Below are 23147 nucleotides of genomic sequence, written 5' to 3' on the forward strand. Positions count from 1 at the left end.
TAGTCTACCCTAGACTAGTCGTTAGTCTAACAGCTAATAGACGTTAACAGAATCCTCGAATTATTAATTAAACATAAATATCAGTCTTAGATTGTTATCATCATTTGCCAACGCCTTCATGGATACGTATCACTGTAAACGAATAGGCCGGCATTGAGTAAGAAAAGTCATTTCCTTCTACCTTGAAATCAGAAGAAGCAGGTTTAGCTCCTTTGTCTTTCGGATCACCTGTCAATATCGTTTTTGTAGCCGAAGGATTTACCAAAGTAGCTCCGTCCAACTTCACCTGGGCAGATACTTCTACGGGGAGCATATTCACCAACTTCACGATGTAATCTCCTGTGTTGGCGTCTTTCACAACAGAAACTCCTACGCGCTTCTTCACGGCATCCCAACCGTTGTTCAGTTTCACATCAGAAGCAAGATACTCGTTTCCGGAGTTCTGACCATACATTAATTGTGTATAGTAGCCTACTGTCGGCTTCACTTCCGTATTATTGAAGTAAATCAAGTCCGGATTCCATTGCGTATGTCCGTCTTTAGCCAATAGCGGAGCGTAGGAAGTCATTTCCACTACATCACCGTTACGCTCTACGGCTGTCAGGTACAAGGCTTCGGCAAGTGCTGTTTCTACATTATTGGGGCGGCCCGGCAGGTGGGCGGCATATTCGCCCAAGTATACTTTCGCCTTTTTACGGTCGTAACGGTCGTAATAATCCTGATTGTGAATCAGCCAGCCCGGTTCTACATAATAATGTTCGTCAACCATAGGCACACCCAGTTCGGTGGCAAGGTCCCAACCTACTTCATAATCCGTACCTTCATAGAACGGGCCGGTAGTACCAATCACCGTTACTTCGGGATATTTCTCCTTGACAGCATCGAATATCATCTTGAAACGTTCTACGAATACTTCCGTTATCATATCTTCGTTACCGATACCGATATACTTCAGATTGAACGGTTTCGGATGTCCGGCTTCGGCACGCTTCTTACCCCATACAGTTTTGCGGGCATCTCCATTGGCATATTCTATCAGGTCGAGAACGTCCTGAATATATTGCGGCATTTCTTCCATCGGAATACCGCCCTGTTGTCCCATGCAAGTCAGTTCACCGTTGGAATGATGGGCACACGTTCCCGAGTTCTGGCAAGGCACACCTGCCGCAACTACCGGTACGGGTTCTGCACCCATATCCTCGCAGAACAGGAAGTATTCATGGTAGCCCAGGCCGCGGGTCTGATGGTAGCCCCAAAGATTACGCAGAGGCTTACGGGCCTCCAACGGGCCGATAGAACCTTTCCAATCGTAAATATTGTCTATCCCATCGCCATGAGCCACGCATCCGCCGGGGAAGCGCATAAAACGGGGATGAAGGTCGGCAAGCGTCTGTGCCAGGTCGGCACGGAGTCCGTTCTTACGACCTTTGAAAGTCTTTTGCGGGAAGAGGGAAACCATGTCCAATGCCAGTTGTTGAGTGCCCATCCAGACAAGAGGAGTAATAGTCAGTACGGCATCCGTGGCATCCTGGTATGCCGTCAGCACAGCGCGTTGCTTCTTCCATTCTTTGGAAGTGACGGAGAGCACAGCCATTGCCACCTCCTTACCGTCTTTAGTCTGCAAAGCCACTTTCACCTTTCCGCCTTTTCCTTCCAGCATTTTTGAGAAGAAAGAGAAATCGTACTTCTCTTCTTTCTTCACGGCAATACCGTCAAAACCGGAATTCACCAGAGAAACTTCAGCAGGCATGTTCACTTCGAACACTGCGTAATGGGAATTATTGGGATGTATCGGATTCTCCGTTGCGATGCTCAATTTTCCATTCTCTCCGCGGACACTCCAGGAATGTGTAGAGTTCCAGTTCTGGTCGTTACCACGGTCAGTAGGGGCATATTCAAAGTCGCGGTTCTGTATCAACTCAGCGTACAGACCACCGTCAGCCGCATAGTTGATGTCTTCAAAGAAAATACCAATCAGATGGTTGCTGATACTCTTGGCTTCATCAGCTTTCACCCGGATAGTAGCTTCTACCGGTTTCAGGTTTGCAAAACGAACAGGGTCTTGTTCCGTACGTTCGGCATTCAGTGACTGGCGGTATTTCTTGGCTTCGGCAAAACGGATGATACTCTGAACCGTAGCATAAGGTACTTCCTGCATCCAGCCTTCCTGTTCGTGGCCGTTTATCACTATCTTCTTTTCAGTAGTGGGGAATACGTCTTTCGGTTCGTACTTGCTACGCTCGGCCGGAGAGAAGTATTTCTGTGCTTCCCACTTTTGCAAATCAGGAGAGGTTACATAGGCAAGCGCTTCACCGGTATTGGTGGCTGCCCAGATGCAATGCCATTTGCCGTCGGCACGGGTTTGCGTCAGGTGGGGTTTAAACATCGTTTTTGCACGTCCCCACGGGCCAAAGTCAGAGTTTACATAAGCAAAGCCATCTGCCACGCTGAACCATTTCTCTCCATCGGGACTCCAGGCAAACTTCAAACCGCTTCTTCCGTCACGGTTGGAATACGAGAAGAGGTATACCTGGTCAGGTTCGTTCATCACAGCATCTACCTTTGCCTGCACAGGCAACACAAAGGATAGCAGCAGACACAAACTTAAAAATTTCATCAATTTGTTCATGATATATAAGATTTGTTGGGTTAATATTTTGAAGTAATAAATGATAATTTTGCGGACGGATGCCCGCTAAAAATTGACAATTGACAATTGACAATTAACAATTAGGCTGCGCTATATTGTGCTTAAACAATCGTTCCGAATGGTAATTGTCAATTGTCAATTGTTAATTGTCAATTTTTAGCGGCAAAGCCGCTAAACTATCATTTCCCCTTCCAGTATTTTCTCAGTTTATCAGCCTCCTTCTTAGTGATATGAATCACCGCCCCATGCTTGGGAGACGTAAAGTTAGTGGCTTTCATCACTCCCTCATTGAAGTGTCCCAGATGCGTGAAGTTCACAAAATCAGCAGTCTCACTGAAACCGAAATTATGAGGGTTGATGCTATAAATATCATACATCACTACCCATTTGTCTTCACCGATGCGTTTCCACATATTGGGTGCTTCGCAAGCTCCCGGTTCCGGATCAATCCACTCCGGAAGATAGGAGTAACCACGGTTTATGTACTTGGAAACCGCCTGCTTGATGCCCGGAGTTCCGTCATGAGCTACATAGAACATATGATATTTGTCGCCTACCTTCGTAATATCCGCATCAATGGCCGATTTCGTAGCATCAGGATACTGGAACAACAAGCGCGGCTCTGTCTCCAAGCCGTCAAAGTCTTCGTTTGCATAAGCATAATAGAGCATATTCCGGGCATTGCCCATGCGCATGGTGAAGTACACCATGATTCTGCCTGCATGTTCGTCGTAAACCAACTCAGGCGCCCAGGCACAACCGATTTCATCATACCCCGGGAAGGATTTATCGATACGGACTACATGATGCGTCCAGTGAATCAAGTCTTTCGATTTCATCAGCACCAACCCGCGGTTGTTGCCCCATCCGTATTTTGCACCGTCTCTCTCCCACTCCGTGTTGCGTAATCCCTTCTTTTGGGCAAAGATGTGAAGGTCGGTCATTGCTATATAGAAAGTGCCATCCGGTGCACGATAGATGTGCGGGTCGCGAATCCCTTTCTGTTCGGCAATCGTATCACCGGCAATGATGGGCTGACCGTTATTCACATCCGTAAAGGTATATCCGTCGTCACTTACGGCAAAGTACAGGCTGTGCGTTTCATCTTTAAAATAAGTAAACAGGTAGGCGCCCATCTCTTTTTCATCCGTCTTCCACTCCCGGGTCAGCACGGCGCCACCTTCCGGTTGAAGGGTCAGTTGCAGTTTGCCGTCCGCTTTCAGCTTCACCGATTGCAGCCCGGGTTGCAACAGTTTGTCGTCATTATAGAGAGAAATGGTTTGTCCTGCCAACATGGGAAGTTCGAGTTTCAGTTTCAGCACTTCCTTTGTACCGTTCACTGCCGCTACATACCATTGCTGGCCATGGCGACGGGCAATCACTGCATACTTCCCGGGATAACCGTCAACGAAGCGAGTCTCATCCCACGTGGTGGGCACTCGCTTCATAAAGTCGAGGCAAACCTGCGGGGCATCCGTCAAATTATTGGGAGCTAAAGCATAGTTCTGGATAGGGTTCTGGAACAGTACGGCAGTAGCCAACTGGAATACGTCGGTAGTCCGGCGTGTGGTTCCACCATTATTGCCACGGTTCAGGCGTTTGTTCAGGAAGGTACCGCCAAACTCCATACAACCCACCGAATTACGGATAAACGGATGCAGACAGGCATTGAAAGCCTCTTCATCACAGAAGTGCTGGTTGAAAATCAAGTTCTCGGAAGCCAGGACTGCCTCGCTACCCACATAATTAGGATACATACGTTCCCATCCTCTCGGCACCGTGCAACCGTGGAAGATAACCATCAGACCATGATCGTCAGCATCACTCAGGATAGCTTCGTACAGGCGAATAGTCTCCTGCTTGTCTCCACCGAAGAAATCGACCTTGATACCTTTGACGCCCTGCTGCTGCAACCACTTCATTTCACGCTTGCGTGCAATGGGATTATCCATCAGGTTAACAGGACCTTGTTCTATATCATTCCAGTAACCGCTGGAACTGTACCACAGGAACACATCCACGCCTTTGCCCTGCGCATAGTCGATAAGAGACTCCATGCGCTTATGGCCGATGCGGGTATCCCACCAGTTATCTATCAGCACATATTCATATCCCATAGCCGCAGCCAGATCGACATAACGCACCTGGTCGTCATAGTTGATGCTACCGTCCTGCCAGAGAATCCAGCTCCATGTGCCACGTCCCATCCGGTAGTCATGTTCCGTTTCATACAATGGCTCCACAACATCCCACATCACAGTGGTTTCCACAATAGGTTTCAGCGTCTCGCCTACCGTAATTGTACGCCACGGGGTAGAACCCGGCAAAGCAAAGGCCGGAGCAACCGTTCCATTGCCATTATTTTCTTCGGCCATGGGGAAAGCTACCGTATACAGATTGCCTTCGGTAACATCGCTCAGGCGCGAACCGCAATAACGGCTATCGACTCCTGTCTCACTGATGAGCACCCAGCCGTCTTCACCCACATGATAAAGACAAGGGAAAGTATATCCATGTCCGTATTGCGAACGCACATCCATCGGGGCATCAGCCTTATATTCTTCTTCATAACTGGGTTTGGTACGTTTCCAGCCTATCATGGCATCACTCTGGGGAGTAAGGAAAGTAGTGGTTTGCGCCGGGAAACGGAAACCGGTCTTTTCGTTGTCTACAATGACACTTCCCCGCTCGCCTTGTTTAGGCAATGTATAGCGGAAAGCCACATCATTGTCGCTCACGCGGAATGTCACGTCCATCTTTTGCCCCTTCGCATTAGTAAAGGCACATACCAGTTCATTGGCACGGTAGTGTATACGGGAGGCTTTGATGCGCGTCTGAGTATAAACGGTATCAATCTTTCTCTCTTTATGCCCGGTCAGCTTCATTGCTTTCGCGAAGTCCCCCACATTGGTTTGCAATCCCAGGGGAGAGGATTCGAGCATTTGCTTGCCGTTATAGGTGAGAGAATACGCGGCTTCTCCTCCTTCCGGACACGAAACGGTCAATTGCAGCTTACCGTCCGGTCCACTGACGGTTACATCTTGTGCAGCCAGCGGTAAAGTGACCGCCACACATAAAAAGGCTAATCCTTTCAGTCTGTTTTTCATGTTTAAAAATGTTTCTCAGGTATTTAATACTTTTATATTATCATTTATCATTTATCATTTCAAATTCCCACTCAAAGGGTAGGAATTACCCGTTTAATCGTTCCATCCGCATTGAATTCCATGCGGTCAATACATACTTCCCGATGCGTACCCGGACTATCCTTCAGATAGTTCTTATTAATACGATGATAAACGATATACCACTCATCCGTACCTGGAATTTGTAGTACTGAATTATGTGCGGGGCCATAAATTCCCTTTTCCGGATTCTGAATCAATGCGATAGGATCTTTGGCTACCTCAATCGGGCCAAGCGGCGATTTGGATGTGCCGTATGCCACATGGTAATTAGGTGAACCGGTGTCATCCACCGACCACATAAAGTAATAGAGTCCGTTGCGATAGAACACGTAAGGCGCTTCACGGAAAGCATAGTCCTGCAAAGTTCCGCCTTCGGGAGTCATCACCGTGAGGGTTTTCTTCTTGATGGAAACCATGTCTTTATTCAATTCCGCACCAGCCATATAGCCATTGCCCCAATACAGGTAGGACTTGCCTGAAACAGGATCAGTGAAGACATCCACATCAATCTGCTGGCCATGACCTACGGGAGATTCCGTAACAATGGGATAACCCAAATCCGTAAACGGCCCGGTAGGAGAATCCGCCACAGCTACTCCGATCTGTTTTCCGCCTTCCTTAACCGGGTTGCCGCTATAATAGAAGAAATATTTATACTCACCTTTTATCAGTTTTTCTTCGATACACGGAGCCCATGCATTACCGTTAGCCCAAGACACCTGATCGGATTTCAAATCGAGCATGACGCCCTCGTACTTCCAGTTCTTCAAATCATCCGAAGAGAAAACCGTAAAATACCATCCTCCCCAACCGGGTTGCCCGTCGGTGGTAGAATAGATATAATATTTCTTCGTTTTCTGTGAATACAACACTTCGGGGTCGGCATGGAAGCCCGGCAATACGGGATTGTTGGGCAATTCACCCAGTTCGGCAGGTTTGCCCCACTTGTCAGTGATACGTATCAATTCATCACGGGTAATGGGGATAATCGTTCCGTGACGGGGGTGGAAATTCATCTTCACCTCGCTGTCTATGACTTTGAAGTTCTTCAGGTCAGTGGTTTCCGTAAACTGATACTTACCTTTCATATATACATCATACATCAATATATACTTGTCCTGATTAATCAGCTTAAACGTACCTGCACCTTCCACAGCGTCCGTTGTCTGCTGCTTATAGTCAGGTTCTTCTTCCCACTTGCCGGAGGTCAAAGAACGGGTAGTCGCAACCTTTATGCCGTTTCCGTGGCCTTCGGTCTTATAGAATAAATGAAATATACCATCTTTATATACAATGTCGCCATCAATGCACGACTTTTTATTTTCCGGAATGAAAAGCGGTTTCGGTTCCCCTTCCAAATCCGTAAAGTCTTCATTGGCATATGCATAGTAAATCACATCTGCACCATCACCGTACTTCATGGACCAGTAGACCATATACTTTCCGGCCTCCGGGTCGAAAACCGTCTGTGGCGCCCATACCCTTTTCAGCTGTTCTTGCCCGGGATAGCGTTTCTGCATATTAATGACCGAATGTGACCAGTTCACCAAATCGGTGGACTTCAACAATACCATCGCACGGTTTGAGTCCCAGCCATTGCCGGACACCATATCCGTCACAACCATATAGAACGTGTTTCCATCCTGGCAACGCAGGATATGAGGATCACGCACTCCCCCTGTTGAACTGATAACTTTGGAGTCAATCACCGGTTTGTTGTCATTCAGTGCCCAGTAAGTATACCCATCCATACTGACGGCATAACACACGGCCTCCTCGCTGATATGATTACCATGGAAGTAGGTAAACAGATAGGCTACATAATCTTTTTCCTGAACAGGATGTTGCTGACTGAACGTGGGCAGCGTCACTGCCAACATTAAACTGATTGCTACTGCAATTTTTCTGATAGTGTTCCTCATAAGAATTTCGCATAAATTATTGGGTGTCAAAAATACACATTTAAAAAGACATATACCACCACGATTCATTCAAAATAGGAATAATTTTATGTCATTTCATTAAAAAACAAAGATTTACCCGCTACTATGAAACAAAAATGGAGTTTGTCGCTAACGACAAGCCCCATTTCCCATCTATATTGAGAACTGAAAACTCAATTCAAAAAACGTACCATTTCACAAGCGGCAAGCAGAAATGCACCCACTCCGAAATTGGCGGTTGAATTGGCATCCACCACTTGTCCCGGGATAGCCTTCTCACCGATAGGCTGTACATAGCCGATGCGTCCGTCCGGTTGCAGAGCAACAGTCGTCAGATACGTCCAGGCTTTTTCCACTACCGGTTGATAAGTGGCTTTATCCAGGTAGCCGTTGTTCATGCCCCATAGCAAGCCATAAGTAAAGAAAGCCGTGCCACTGGTTTCCGGTCCCGGTGCATGTTCGGGGTCGAGCAGGCTGCGCGTCCAGTAGCCTTCCGGTTGCTGGCAGGCGGCCACCGCTTTTGCCATGGCCCGGAAACGGCCGATATATTCCTGGCGATATGCATTGTCTTCGGGCAAGTCCTTCAAGACTTTGGCCAATGCCGCAAGCACCCAGCCGTCTCCGCGTGCCCAGAAATCTTTCTTGCCGTTCACACTCTTATGTTTGGGATAGATATATTTCCCGTCACGATAGTAGAGGGCATCTTCGGGGTCGTACATCAGGCTATCGGCAAACGCCCAGTATTCATGCAGTTTTTCCAGATAAAGCGGATTGTTGGTTATCTTATATAGTTTAGTCATCACGGGCATCACCATATAAAGACCGTCGGCCCACCACCAATAATCATTCTTGTCCGTACTCATCTGATACTCCATCACCTCGCGGGCACGGGCTATCTTTTGCGAGTCCGGCTCTATGTTGTATAAGTCGGCATACGTCTGAAAGCAAATCTGATAGTCACCAAAGAGCACGTAGTCATCACTTTCACCGTAACTGTATTTCCATTCGGCTTTATCGTCCGATTTGGCTCCTTTCCATTCGTTGTGCTCCGCCCAGGCTTTGGAATAGTCCATGAACTTCGAATCTCCGGTAAGGAAGAATGCTTCCATGTTACCGGTGTGGTAAGCGGCATTGTCCCAAAAAGAACGTCCGTGCTTGGGGTTTTGCGCCTGCCAATAGTTATTCACTTTATAAATTATATCCACTACTTCTTTGGCTTCATCTTTGGGAGTGGTACAAGCCAACACTCCGTTCAGACAAAAAGCCAGGATCAGGATGTTTCCAAAAAACTTTTTCATATACTTTTCCTTTTTTACTTAATTAGCATACCATTTGTTATCATTCATAAAGAACAACAAATTCATATCTGTCAAACCACTCTTATCAATTGCATCCCTAAGTGAACCCTATTCAGTCGTTACTTGAATGCCATTCACTCGTATACTTAACCTATTTCAGTCGTTACCTCATTATCCCCCCTCTCAGGAAGCATTCTGAGAGGGGATCAGAGAGGATCTGCCATTGCGATAAATTATATACACATTCACATCAATCATTCACTTCCAGCACATACACCGGCTGAGGAGCAAAGTCCACCATACGTTCTCCGTCGCCCTGCTTGGTATGTTGCACGAAGAGATGAAGACGGCGCTTTTGCTTCCAAAGCTCCGTATCATGCGACGGTTCCCAGGCATCTACCGGAAAGTCGGTCAGATCAGTAAAAGTCCATTCGCCCGTCCCGACTGCCAACGCATGCGCCATCGACACCCGGCTTCCCCGTTCCTCGTCACGGAAGACATAGAAGATTTCACCACCATCTACCACGATACGCGGACGGGCAATGGGAATCATCTTGGTGCCGCCGCCTTTCAGAGAGAAAGGAGTCCGGCGGTCTGAAACCCGGCGGTTATGCCACATGGCTCCGTCATGCCATACGATGCGGTATTGGGGGATTTCACTGTCGGGGTCGCGCCAGTAAGTCGCGATATAGGGATTGCCGCCCGCATCGGCACTCATACTGGTCTGATTAATCAATTCTGAGTTTTGCGGAATTCGGCAAGCATATTCCGCGTTGGCGTAGCGGATAGGCAGATCATACTTCTTACCATTCGCCTTATACCATGTCACGCCATTGTCAAAGGAACGGGCATAACAAAGATCATGGTTCGTCTCCACATGCCACGTTTCACGCCACACCCAGGAGAGGTGGATAGTGCCTTGCTCATCTACATAGAGCTGCCAGTAAGCATTCCTCTTATCTTCGCCGTCAATCAGGACGTCCTGCACCCGGCTCCATTTCTTCTCTTTCACGGAATAGCGGTTCATCACCAGATTGCCCCGGCCGGAAGAACCGGAACGGTAGACGAACAGCAAATCGCCCCCATTCAGCGGATAGAACTCCGGATAGGTGACATTTCCTTCATCCACACCCGTCATGGGTTCCTTGTCTCCAAGTTCCAATGTATGCGGGGCTGTGCTGCGGCAATAATTCAGCAGATGCCCGTGATGGTCGAACGAGAGGTGTAGATAACCGTCTCCGTCCAGCATCATGCTGATGACGTTATGGGCATCTTTTACGTTTCCTTTGTATTGTGTGCGGTTCAGCGTCCACCGGTCGGAATTCAGTTTCCGCTTGCCCAGCACCAGATAACCGTCCGCATCATAATAACAGATATATTGCTCATCTCCTTGTGTCACAAGAGAGTTGTTACGGAAGACGGTTGTGTTGACTGACGTTTGGCTATATCCCTGCCCCACCTCCACAAGCCGGGCTTGCTGTGCCCGGAGTGTGAAAGTCGTTGAGAGAATTAGAAAGAAAAAGAGAATATGTCTGTTCATGATATCCTTATTTAAGAGGTAATTTGACAGCTCAGCATCTTAGTCATGATAAGCGTGGTCTTTCGGGAAATCTTCTCCCTCCCAAGCTTTCTTCGATGTCCAGGGCAATGGCTCATCCGTCCAGAAAGGAGCATCGGCTGGCAGTCCTAAAGGCAGGAAGGCCAGTGAAGCCAGATACAGGCTGCCATTATTCGTATACCAGTCGGAAATATTGGGCTGTGACCCGTTGAAGCCTAAAGTCAGATAGCCTTTCTCATTGAAGTTCCGGTGGTCGCCAAACATACGCTGAATGACAGCTGTCATTGCTGCACGTACTTGTCCGGCAGGCAGTTCCTTGGGCAACCAGCCGCGCCATGACAACAAGGCAAGCGGTTGCAACACGCCCGTGCGATAGGTAATGGAGCGTCCGAATACCGGGAATGTGCCCTCGGGAGAGATAAAGCGTTCCAATATCATGCCGAAACGCTGCATACGCTTCATAGCTTTGGGGAAGTTGCCGCCCGCTACATTCCAGATGTTCTTCTTTCCGCCATCCGTCATCACTTCAAGGCATTCCACGTACATCGGATGAATCACAAAACTATTGTAATAGTCGAAAGCAAAATCCTGTCCGTCGCTGTACCAGCCATCACCCACATACCATTCGTCTACTTTACGCAGGGCGGAAGTAATGCGGTAATAATCAGTCTGTGCGCCCGCTCTTTTCAGGAAACACTCAATGGTCGAGGAGAACAGCAACCAGTTGGTATAAGGAGGATCGACCCGACGCAATTGCTGGAATTCGGCGATATAGCGTTGTTTGGTCAGCTCATCCAATGGCATCCATAAGGCATCGTATCCGCGCAAAAAACTCTCTGCCACGTATGCAGCATCTACCAAAGGCTGTCCCTCTTTTCTCCATAGCAGATAATCTTTGCTTTCCGGGTCTACGGCCTGGGCATAACTCTTTAACGCCCATTCGCGCAATTGCTTGCGCTGCACTCCTTCTGCCGTATCGTCGTCCGGCAGTGACAACCACGGAGCCAGACCTGCCATCAACCGGCCGAAGCATTCCATATAGGTCACCCGCTTGTCGCGTCCGTCCCAGGTGGGGCTTAACTCCACCTGCATATCATCCTGCAAGCGGCCTTCGCTCATGCTGCTAAGTACTGGGGCGGCCATCTGATACAAGACACCGGTCCACAGTTCACGGTCAGTCTTCACTTTTTCCGTTTTCTTTTTTGCCGAGATATTGGCGGGAATCAATAATGCTACGGTCAATAGCAACCACAAATATTTTTTTGTTTTCATGATATTGTATATAAGTTGTTTTTCATCGTTGCAAATATATACCTTTTCAGAGAAAGCGAACGACTAAAAATGTTGCAAAAAGGGGTATATTATTGACTATTTCTGATATACGCGTACATAATCTACCTCATAGCGCATGGGAATTCCTTTATCGTCAATTTCGCCACCATTGATGCCGCCAAGAGCCAAGTTCAACAAAAGATACTGCGGTTTGCGGAAAGGATTCGTTCCCCCGCCAATAGTACCGTTAACAGTTTCGCTCAAAGGAATTTCATTCAGCAATTCATCATCCAGATAGATTTTAATGGCCGTTTCATCCCAATCCATACGCCAGATGTGAAACTTATCCGCCCACGCCGGATCTTTGTCCGTGAAATGAGTGAAAGGAATTGCTTTGCTCTTCCATTTCGCATTCCACTGCCGGTCAGTTCCCCAGGCGGCATTTGCCAGAATATGCGGTACGCCTTTGATGCGATAATATTCCATGATGTCGATTTCGCCACACGAGGGCCAATCCATACCGCTACCCAAAGTCCAAATGGCAGGCCATGCCCCTCCGCTTACAGGAATCTTGGCACGGATTTCAAATCTGCCATACAAGAACTCTTTCTTACCGGCCGTAGTGATGCACGAGGAAGTGTACTCGATGAACTCCCGCTTCTTCCGCCAATCGTTACTTCCGGCCTCATACCAGGGATTTTTACGTCCTTCTTCTTTTCTCACTTCAATAATCAGCTTTCCATCTTTGCAGTAAGCATTGCCTTTCTGATACCACTGGGCTTCTTCATTGCGTGCAAAGCCATTATCATAGCTCCAAACAGTGGTATCCGGAAGACCGTCTGTATTAAATTCGTCACTCCATACCTGTTTCCACTCCGATTGTCTGACCGGGTTTGTCGGAAGCACTTGTTTGTCCGTCCACTCAATAAACGGAACACCTTTTTCGTCAAACTGAATAGGTAGCCAAATGTGTCCGGAATACATCAGACTCTTCGGTTTCCAAACATCGGCCATAAATATAAAGCGATTCTCCGGAAGCTCCAACACAAATGTGCTCTGTCCGCCAAAAGTCTTCTCGCTATTTTCGCCACGGCAGGGATTGGGATGCTGTTTCCATGGTCCCCAGATGGAAGAAGCCGAAAACATACGGGCTGCATTCGGGTCCCATCCGGTACAACCGGAAGTAATCATCCAGTAGGTATTATCTTTCTTGAAGATTGCCGGAGCCTCATTGTGTCCGCCCGGATAGATACGGATATACCGGCCTGAGTGCTGCAAATAATCATCCGTCAGTTCTGCAATGTGCAAAGTCAGGTTTTCTTCGGAAGAATAGATGTGGTAGGCTTTGCCGTCATCATCTACAAACAGGGTCATATCACGGGACATTTGTCCGCCTTCCAGGTCACGCTTAACAAACAATCCCCGGTTAACGGCTTTGTACCAGTTCGGTGTCCACCATTTCTTATATTTATTCAGGTTCCACGTCACCTTACGATCCGCTTCGGGCATATTCTCCGGATATATGCCGGGATTCACCCGTCCGGAACGCACGAAGCGGTAAGGGCCTTCCGGTTTGTCGCTGACGGCTACGGCAGCACGTGCCGGTCCATAGCCCTGACCTTTCAGTTCGAGATGGAACCACATCACAAATTTTCCGGTCTTCTGATTGTATATCACCTTCGGACGTTCGATGATGCAGCCACGTTCGATATCATCACCGGGAGTTTCGGAAACGGGAAGCGCTACACTCTTATGTGTCCAAGTCTGTAAATCGGGGGAGGTGTAACAGTTCACCCCTACTTCGGTGGTGAAGCCTTTCTCGGGACGGTGCTCGCCAAACCAATAGTACAGACCTTCATGGAATAAGATGCCGCCGCCGTGGGCGTTGATATACTCATTGGCTGTATCCTTCCATTCTCTTCCGGTCTGTGAGGATAGAGGAAGACAAATGATTATTAGTAATAATAATCCTCCAAAATGCTTTATAGTTCTCATGTATTCTTCGTTATTTAACTAATATTCCGTACCATCCTAATGTCTGTTAGGCTATAGGACAATACGGAATATTATTTATAGGATCGTTTTACTGTTTCTGATATACCCGTACATAGTCTACACGGTATTCAAGCGGGAAAGTTGCCTCTATAGGTCTTCCATTATTACCTCCTATAGCAAGATTCAACATCATAAGCTGACCAAAACCCTCTATGTTATTAGAGAAAGGATTGATATTTCCACCATCTCCGGCACCATGATCACCTTTATTATTAGTTGTGCTCAAATCGGTTTCATTAAGAAGTACATCATCCAAATAGATACGAATATATTTTTCATCCCAATCCATACGCCAAATATGATATTTCTCCGCCCACTTAGCATCTTTGGAAGTAAAATCAGTTATAGGATAATTTGCCGAATTCCATGTGCCATTCCAACGAGAAGAACCACCCCAGCAAAGGTTAGCATGAATTTTCTCTTTATAGAATTCGAGAATATCAATTTCACCACCTAAAGGCCATTCATACCAATTACCGGTAGACCATATTGCAGGCCATCCGCCTTGTTCGATAGGTACTTTGGCGCGTACAATTAATCTTCCATACTTAAAGGCATAATTGTTCGTAGCAACCACACAAGCGGAAGTATATTCCGCATATTCACGGGTCTGCTTCCAAGAGTTACCACCCGTTGCATTCGGATTGTAGTTCGGATTCTTCACACGTTCTTGTTTCGCAGTAAAGACCAGTGCATTTTCTTTCATCTCGGCATTTTCCTTCTTATACCACTGATCTTCTTCATTACGTTGGAAGCCTTCTTCAAACCTCCACATTTCTGCATTAGGCGCACCTGTTCCATTAAATTCATCGTGCCACAACAATTTATAACCTCCTTCTAATGTATGGTCGTCGGGAACACCTTCGCCGTCAGCAACATAGTCTTCCGGATTTGCAGGTGCTACGTAAGTCACATTAAAGAAGAACATAATTGTATTCGTCTTTCCATTAATAGTATAAGAAGACGAGTTTTGAACTTGTATGGGTAACACAAACGTAGCACTCTTTTTCCGCTCATCCTGTATCAAAGTGATTAGCTTAGTGGAATAAACATTCAGTTCTACTTCTTCTGATATTTTACTATCAGCACTTAATTCCATCTTACTTGCTGAAAGATTGTAATATTCTTCCGGCAAAAGTTCAACATCTTTAAAAACATCATAAATAGATGATGTGCCAACCATTGCAATGGCTTTATTCAAAGAGTCTGTAGCTATGACCAAGTCTACCGTAGCATCTTTTTCCGCTTTGCGATTTTGGTAAAGTGCCAGATTCAGTCGATAACTGAAATTATCTACTTTTTGACTTTCTCCTTCTTTGGGTTGCTGGATATTTGTAGTCACGTTACATTTTGTTCCATCCCATATTTCACTGGCTTGTTTGATGCCCAATAAGTTCAGATCCAGATTTCCTTTATAAGTGATATCTTTCTCATCATCGCAAGCAAAGAAAGTGATTGTGCAGGCGGCTACACAGAGAACCGCCCAAATTCTTATCTTATTTTTCATATTACTATCTCAATTTAAATTAATCCAAAGGCACTGTTTCAGGATCGTATACTTCTACTTCTACATCATAAAATTTAAATTCAGCCAAATTGAAGTATTTAGTATTACCAGAAGTAGCAATTACATTAAAGCGAAAATGAGTAAATGCCTTTTCCGGTATAACAAAATCAGAAGTATATTCACTGCTATGTTTAGTTGGCAAACCGGAAAGCGTACTCACAACTTCCCAATTTTCGCCATCATTACTAATCTGTAGATCTACCACAGAAGGACGTCCATCTGAAGTCCATGTATTATCCGTACGGTTTTGATAATAAATGGCAAATCCTTCATGAGCTTCTTTAAAATCTATTTGAATATAATGAGGCAACGGAAGCTGAGGATTACTCCAACGAGTATGAAAAAAGGTATTACCTTTCCCGTCTATCAGATTTTTTATCGGTCCTTCTGAGGGTTCCTGTGCATTAGTGCTAAGCTGATCTTCCGTCAGTTTCACCTCTTTACGGGACTTTTCTGTCGTAGTGGACGGAGCTGCCCCCGATTTAGCTTTTACTTCTGTCACCTGGCTACCCTGATGAGCAGCGTTAAAAGTCTGAAAGAAAAATGAATAATCACCGAAGCGGGCACGCGTATCATCAATTAGCATTTCTGTCGTACCAACAGAGGCTATCTTACATACTTCCTCTTTGGTCAACGGATCATGATACTTAATCTGAAGATAATCAAAAGCACCTTCGGACGGAACTTCCCAACTCAACTTTATTTGTCCCGGTAAAGCTTCTGTGCTTACCGCCGATGTCGCAATGGCAGTGGGAGTCGTTACACTCCCTACCACTTCAAAAGTCTCCAATTTATCATCACAACCAGTTGCTCCAACAAACAAACTGACAGCAATCATATATTTAAAATTCAATTTCATAACATTTCATTTTAATAGTTAAACACGTATGTTCACCAACCCGGATTCTGAGTTAAATTCGTATTTTTACGACGTTCGGTATCAGGTATCGGATAGAAATACATTTTATCATCCCAGACCAATGATTTCGTGTTACGAGTGTAAGTAAAAGAATCATCACTATTTTTTGTAATCACCACTCTATCAATACTTTTAACGCCACCTTCTTTCCAACGACGCACATCCCAGAAACGATGGCCTTCAAATGCAAGTTCTACCATACGTTCATTTTTATAGCGACTCCAAAAGCTATCATGATTCATTCCTTCCGGAAAATCCGGCATGTTTACACCTGTACGTTTACGTACCTTATTCACAGCTTCACGAGCTGACATTGTAAATTTGTCATCTTTACCATCAGCCGATCCAAAATATTTAAAAGCTGCTTCTGCATAATTCAATAAGAATTCTCCTAAGCGGAATGTCACCCAACTATGGCGCTTGCCACCTGAACTTGTACTGGCACTGATATCCGTAGAGCCATCCACATATTTTTTCAGATAATAACCTGTCGGAGTAGCATACGCAATAGGGGAAGCATTTCTCCCACCTACATATATTTCAAGCGGGTCAGGATTGGTATTGGGCCATTTATCACCATTTACAGCAATACACATTGCAAAACGCGGATCCCTCCCTGTATATGGGTCTTTAGGATTCGGCTCACTTCCATCTTTCATCTCATAGGCATCTACCAAGGTCTGTGTCGGGCAATTACCTGACTTTGCATTCTCCATACCTATAGGGAAATTAGTTCTTTCCGGATCATCCGTATCACCTACACGACGTACGAATATCATCTCTGAAGCTTTCCAATTGTCTGCTCCCCACAAATCTGTATAGTTACCCAATTTTATGTTATTCTCATTGCAATAATTGATGACCTCCAGATTTGCTGTTGCAGCATCTTTATAAAGCTCCTTATCCTCACTTTCATTAAACAATTTGCTGGCACGATAAAGTAAGACACGCGCTTTTAATGCTAGTGCCATACCTCGCGTTACACGACCACTTTCAGGATTTGTACTCCCCCCCGCAGCATCATTTTCTAAATCCGAATATTTTATTGGAAGTTCAAGAGCCACAGCGTCACACTCATTGACTATAAAATCAAAGATTTCAGAAGCAGGCGTACGCACCATACTATTCGCTTCTTTTTCAGTCAATACTTCTGTTGTAAAAGGAACATCACCATATGCACGTACGAGTAAAAAGTAATAGTAAGCACGAAGCAAGCGTACCTCATACTGATATCGTTTATACCTGTTCATCTGTTCTTCATAATCTTGATTAAAACGCAAATCATAAAAATCCAGATCTTTTGCATTTTTCAAATAATAATTGACTGCACGAATCGGAGTATAATAATTCCACTGCGATTTAGGATTCAAAGCAGTCCAATTACCATTTGTGTAATCAAGTACATTTGAGTAAGTCAATGCCATTTCAGCCTCATCACAAGCAGAAGCCAAAGAAGTTGTTCCCAGTAAATCATAATCTAAATAGGAATAGATGTTATTCACAAATCCGGCAGTACGGCCAAAATCTGAAAAAACATATTCTTTATCGTAACTGGTATATTCGTGATAGTCCATCTTATCTGTACATCCAGACAATGCTGCTACACAAACAATACCCAAACATATATTCTTTAATTTCATATCTTAGTCTGTATTAAATTAAAATTTTATTCATTTAGATACCCAGCGAGAAGCCTATATGTATAGAACGAGTAGCCGGCCAAACATCTCCAATTGCTTCCGGATCAGACAAATCAATTTTGTCAATACTAAATAAATCAGTACCTCTTACATAAACTTTAGCTGTTTTCATCTTAATCTTATTCAACCAAGAAGAAGGTAACTTATAGTATATCTCGCAGTTTCTTAATTTTAAGAAAGACCGATCTTGCAACCATACAGAGCTATTCTGGGTGTTATTATCCACATTCTCCGTTGTTAAACGTGGAAAACGAGCTGTCGGATTCTCTGGTGTCCAGCGATTATCATACGCATATTGTGAAATAGAAGTGTTATTTATCAATGGGCGATAAACACTAGAAGTCAGCCAAGCTGTATAATTCGCTACACCTTGAAAAGAAGCATCAAAGCCTAATCCCTTCCATTCCAATCCAACATTAAAGCCATAATATATTTCCGGCCAAGCAGAACTATATCCCATAGGGATCATATCATTGGAGTTTATAACACCATCGTCGTTCACATCTTTATATTTAATGTCTCCAGGTTTCACTGGTCCAAATTGCTGAGGCGTACTATTATCAATGTCTGCCTGATCTACAAAATGTCCGATAGCCTGCAATCCCCAGATTTGTCCCAGAGGTTTTCCTGTTTGAGTCAGATAATCATAAGCTTTAGGTTCTTCCAGCATTTCAATTACCTTACTGCGGTTATATGAGAATGTACCTCCCAAACGTAATTTGAAGTCTCCAATACTCTTACTATAATCCGCACCAATCTCCGTCCCCCAGCTATCTACAATACCTGCATTTTTATAGGGGCTTGTAATGCCCAATATGGATGAGTTCTGACCGGATGCACTCACCCAAATATCCGAACGTCTTTCATAAAAGCCATCAATGGTGAATGTTAATCCTTTCAACAAAGATACATCTAACCCCAAATTATACTTATATGCTTTCTCTACCGTACCGTTCAGAGAGGGCAACTGTCCTTCTGCCCATCCTCCATCTCCATTTGAGAAATTACTATCGTTATTACCTCCTACAACGGGATAAGTGCCACCGCCTGCCATTTTATTATACCAATAGCCATCATAAGGAGTATTATCCGTATTAATAATACCAAATGAAGCACGAAGCTTCATGAAATCTATTACAGACTGCTTTTTCATGAAATCCTCATTGGAAATAACCCATGACAGCCCTATGGTAGGAGCCGGTAGCCAACGACTATTAGGATCCAATTTGTTAGAAGCGGAAAACATCAAAGTAAAATCTGCAAAATAACGGTTATTAAATCCATAATGAGTATACCAACCTGCATTTTGGGTATATAGAGTAACATTTGTACCGTTTCTATCATCATATTTATATGTATACAATAACATAGAGTAAATATCATGCTTACCAAAATGCCGATCCCAGTCTACATTCGCCTGAAAATTAAATGAACGATATTGCCAATCAAGCTTAGCACTTTCACTAGTGCCCACCGAACCTCCTGTTATATCATTGAATTTAATAGGTTCACCATTTTCCCATTGCGAAACAGTTTGCATTCCCCATTTCTCACTTCTACGATGATCTTCCCAATAAGAAGCTAAATTATCATAGCCGACACGTATTGACGCACCCAGTCCCTTAGTTACGGAAGATAAATCCTGCCGCAATAACATATCAGCATATAAAGCACGAGTATGCCCCTTCGTATATCCATGTCCTTGCGCTAAATATACTGGATTATAATCACCGCTCCAAGTATTATTACCACCCCACAGACCATTCTCCGTCTTTATAGGAAAAGCTGCTGAAGGCACTGTATACAGTTTGCCTATCAGATTATCACCATTTGCACTAGGACGGCTAAATTCATTCAATACACCCGAAATATTCGCTTGTAAACGTGTCTTGGGAGTTAAATCTATATCCAAATTCGAGCGAAAGTTTACTCTTGAATACTTAGACTGCGTAGAATAGCCATCATTTGCATCAGCATTCTTAATGAAACCACGATTGTTTTGTAGGTTTAACATTGTGAAATAGCGCATTTTGGTAGATCCACCTCTAAAAGTTAAAGTAGCAATATCGGTTGTACCACAATCACGAAATACTTCATCCATCCAATTCACATTAGGATAAAGATAAGGATATTTACCACTTTTAAAAGCATTCAATTCATCTTGAGAATAACGTGCAGACTTACCATCATTAGCCAAAGCCTCATTCATTGCATTAGCATAAGTAAACGCATCAGCCATCTCCGGAATACGCGTCTGGTAATTGAAACCGTGATCATAAGAGAAGTTTATTTCACGACTCTTATATTTACCACGCTTTGTTACAATGTTTACCACACCGTTTGCACCGCGAAAGCCATAAAGAGCGACAGCTGCCGCATCACGCAAAATACTTACTGATTCAACCTCCTCCGGAGATATATAGTTCAGCGCTTGATAAGCGTTATCACGTTCAAGACCATCCACAACCAATAAAATACCGGAATTACTTAAAGTCTTCTGTCCACGGATAGCCATAGAAGATATTTGATCCCATACTTCACCGGTCTTCTGCATAGTATAAAGCCCAGCTACATTACCATATAGTGCATTACCAACATTGAATGTTGAACGATTATCTATTTGATCTGCATATACAGTAGACACAGCACCTGTACTTTCTGCATTTGTCTGATTCAAGCCGAAGCCATAGTTCACTTTTTCACTGGAAAAGTCTAAAATAATTGTTAGCTCCTTTCCATCTTTTATAGATACTACTTTTGTATCATCCTTACCTGTACGTACCCTCAAAAGATTATCCTTGTCAGCTGTAATCTCAAATTGCCCGTTCCGGTCGGTTGTAACCTGTACCAGTGGATTATTTTCAATAGAAACTAATACACCTTCTACCGGATTGCCCAATTTGTCAACCACCTTGCCAAGAACATTACTTCCTTCTTGTGCCCAACCTTTCAGAGAGGCGCAAAGCAACATTGCTAAAACTGTTATCTTATATTTTTTCATGTTGTTCTTTCTTTATTTATGGTTATTCTATTTCAGATTACCATCCCGGATTTTGTGTCAAGCCATACCCTTTGTTAACCTCTGAAGCAGGGAATGCAGCAAGATACCATTTAGGACTGAAATTACTCCACCATGCACGAGTCGGATTACTAAGTACAAAAGATTCATACCTAAACTCTGTAGGATAAGGATATGCGCTAGAATTACCATCAGTACCAGACCAAGGCTTATTACCACTTCCATCATTACGATAGACCTTCAGACCATGAAGCTTTTTCTGGAATAAATCTGCACGTTTATAACGAATCATGTCAAATAAACGAACATCTTCAAACCCCAATTCACAGGCACGTTCACGAAGAATCTCTTCCAACAAAGCATTGGCATCTGTTGTCAGATGCTTGTCTGGATTACATCTGGCTAAATCGCCAAGCCCCACACGTTCACGCACAATATTAACTTGCGCAATTGCTCCTGGCAAATCATTTTTAGCTTTCAATAATGCTTCAGCATAAATCAAATAAATCTCAGACAAACGTAAATAAGGCCATTGCAGGTAAGTTCCTTTAAAACTATTTTTCCCTTCTTTCCAAAATTTATAGAGACGGAATCCAGTTGCTGTTTTATTAGTTTCCTTTTCCGTATCATTAATATTATCACGTCCACCTAACCAAAGTTCAGCACCACGTCCGTCAAAAGAAGCACCATTTACCAAAATAGTCTCATACAATCGGGGATCACGTATCGGTTTATTCCTATCATTATTCTCAAAGAAAGGTTGTGCTCCATCCGCTAAATAAGCTTCTGTGAATGGTTTGCCATCGTTCATCGGAAACATTTCCATAAATTCCAGTGTAGGCGTATATCCACGGTTATTCGGCCAGTTTTGTTCCGAATCATTAAGATCACCCCAATAATGCCACCATTCTCCACCGTATTGTCCCGTGATACGGGTTGAGATCAACAATTCTGTATTATTTTCACGAAGGAAATAAGCTTTATTAAATGCCTCACGATAATCTTGACAGGTCGTACCGTTTGCCTGTATTAATGCATAATTCCCTTCTTTCTTCAATTCATTAAAGAAGTTAACACAAGCTTGCCAGCACTCATCCCATAATTCAGATTTATAACCTCCATACCACACTTGTAAGTTATTGACTGCATCCTGAGGTGATTCTGTACAGTAAGGTTCACTGTCATTAAATAATGGACTAGCTGCAAAGACTAAAATCTTACATTTCAATCCCATAGCAGCCGCTTTTGTGAAACGGCCTTGCCAGTTAGCCTCATCCGTACCTAAACTCCAAGGAAGAACTGAAGCCGCTTCATCCAACAATCCAGTCATAAATTTGACGGTCTCATCTACTGTACCTCGCGGGATTTCATAAACAGCCTCCACCCCGTAAGTACCTCTTACAATCGGAAGACCACCAAAGTGACGGAAAAGGTCAAAGTACCGTGAAGCTATAATTACTTTTGCTTCAGCAGACAAACGATTCTTTTCATCCTGATCCATATCAGGCACGCGTTCTACATTTTCAATAAACATCCAAGCAGCACGAATGGCCGGCCAACAATCTTCCTTAATATAGCCAAAACGAGTGTCATCACCTCCTTCACTGGCTGCAGTATAAGATCCCGGATAATAATGACGGTTAGGTCCATCCCATGAATTATGACTATGATAACAATCTGAAAGGGCTTCAAATACACCCGTATTCATCTTAGCCGTTACTTGTCCCCAATTATAAGGTAAACCAAAATAAAGTTGGCTATAAGTACGCCACAGAAACGCACGAGCGTAATCTGCTTTTCCAAAAATAGAATCTTGGTTCAAATCATTCGTCGTAGGAGGTTTCTCAAGGAAACTGTCTCCGAACTTTATTTGATCAACACATGATGCAGAAAGAATAGATATCCCTGCAAATGCAGCTATAAACCATTTAGTTAAATGTTTCATAATTTCAGTTCTTAAGTTCTTAGTTCTTAAGTA

The 23147-nt window shown here is 44.3% G+C and carries 12 protein-coding genes; all 12 read right to left on the reverse strand.

Translation table 11 applies throughout. The features are described 5' to 3' along the window. Window positions 1–100: 100 nt before the first annotated feature. The 12 genes from BUC01_RS07640 to BUC01_RS07695 all read right to left on the reverse strand — a co-directional run bounded on the left by BUC01_RS07640 (window position 101) and on the right by BUC01_RS07695 (window position 23114). Window positions 101–2629: an alpha-L-arabinofuranosidase C-terminal domain-containing protein gene (locus tag BUC01_RS07640; RefSeq protein WP_025831449.1), complete on the reverse strand. Its 2529-nt coding sequence runs from the start codon at window positions 2627–2629 to the stop codon at window positions 101–103. 200 nt (window positions 2630–2829) lie between these two features. Further along, a complete protein-coding gene (locus BUC01_RS07645) occupies window positions 2830–5757 on the reverse strand; it encodes a glycoside hydrolase family 97 protein (protein WP_025831448.1) in 2928 nt (975 codons plus the stop codon). Between the two features lie 71 nt (window positions 5758–5828). Continuing rightward, window positions 5829–7718 (reverse strand): glycoside hydrolase family 43 protein, encoded by a 1890-nt coding sequence (locus BUC01_RS07650; protein ID WP_243462450.1) that lies wholly within the window; start codon window positions 7716–7718, stop codon window positions 5829–5831. Between the two features lie 236 nt (window positions 7719–7954). Then, a complete protein-coding gene (locus BUC01_RS07655) occupies window positions 7955–9079 on the reverse strand; it encodes a glycoside hydrolase family 88/105 protein (protein WP_025831446.1) in 1125 nt (374 codons plus the stop codon). Between the two features lie 250 nt (window positions 9080–9329). Beyond that, the gene (locus tag BUC01_RS07660; RefSeq protein ID WP_025831445.1) at window positions 9330–10619 is read right to left on the reverse strand and encodes an alpha-l-rhamnosidase; all 1290 of its coding nucleotides are present in this window, start codon (window positions 10617–10619) and stop codon (window positions 9330–9332) included. Between the two features lie 39 nt (window positions 10620–10658). Beyond that, window positions 10659–11909, reverse strand: a complete 1251-nt coding sequence (locus BUC01_RS07665) for a DUF2264 domain-containing protein (RefSeq protein WP_025831444.1) — start codon at window positions 11907–11909, stop codon at window positions 10659–10661. 96 nt (window positions 11910–12005) lie between these two features. Continuing rightward, the gene (locus BUC01_RS07670; protein WP_073313242.1) at window positions 12006–13904 is read right to left on the reverse strand and encodes a family 43 glycosylhydrolase; all 1899 of its coding nucleotides are present in this window, start codon (window positions 13902–13904) and stop codon (window positions 12006–12008) included. Between the two features lie 88 nt (window positions 13905–13992). Beyond that, window positions 13993–15471, reverse strand: a complete 1479-nt coding sequence (locus BUC01_RS07675; RefSeq protein ID WP_025831443.1) for a family 16 glycosylhydrolase — start codon at window positions 15469–15471, stop codon at window positions 13993–13995. A 19-nt stretch (window positions 15472–15490) separates the two neighbouring features. Then, complete coding sequence (locus BUC01_RS07680) at window positions 15491–16390, reverse strand: discoidin domain-containing protein (RefSeq protein WP_025831442.1); 900 nt, start codon at window positions 16388–16390, stop codon at window positions 15491–15493. Between the two features lie 32 nt (window positions 16391–16422). Continuing rightward, window positions 16423–18090, reverse strand: coding sequence for a RagB/SusD family nutrient uptake outer membrane protein (locus BUC01_RS07685; RefSeq protein WP_073313245.1), 1668 nt, complete (start codon window positions 18088–18090; stop codon window positions 16423–16425). Between the two features lie 34 nt (window positions 18091–18124). Next, the gene (locus tag BUC01_RS07690; protein ID WP_073313248.1) at window positions 18125–21151 is read right to left on the reverse strand and encodes a SusC/RagA family TonB-linked outer membrane protein; all 3027 of its coding nucleotides are present in this window, start codon (window positions 21149–21151) and stop codon (window positions 18125–18127) included. Window positions 21152–21188: 37 nt separating this feature from the next. After that, window positions 21189–23114, reverse strand: a complete 1926-nt coding sequence (locus tag BUC01_RS07695) for a RagB/SusD family nutrient uptake outer membrane protein (protein WP_025831441.1) — start codon at window positions 23112–23114, stop codon at window positions 21189–21191. Window positions 23115–23147 lie beyond the last annotated feature (33 nt).

It is taken from the genome of Bacteroides stercorirosoris (assembly GCF_900142015.1).
Taxonomy (GTDB): Bacteria; Bacteroidota; Bacteroidia; order Bacteroidales; family Bacteroidaceae; genus Bacteroides; species Bacteroides stercorirosoris.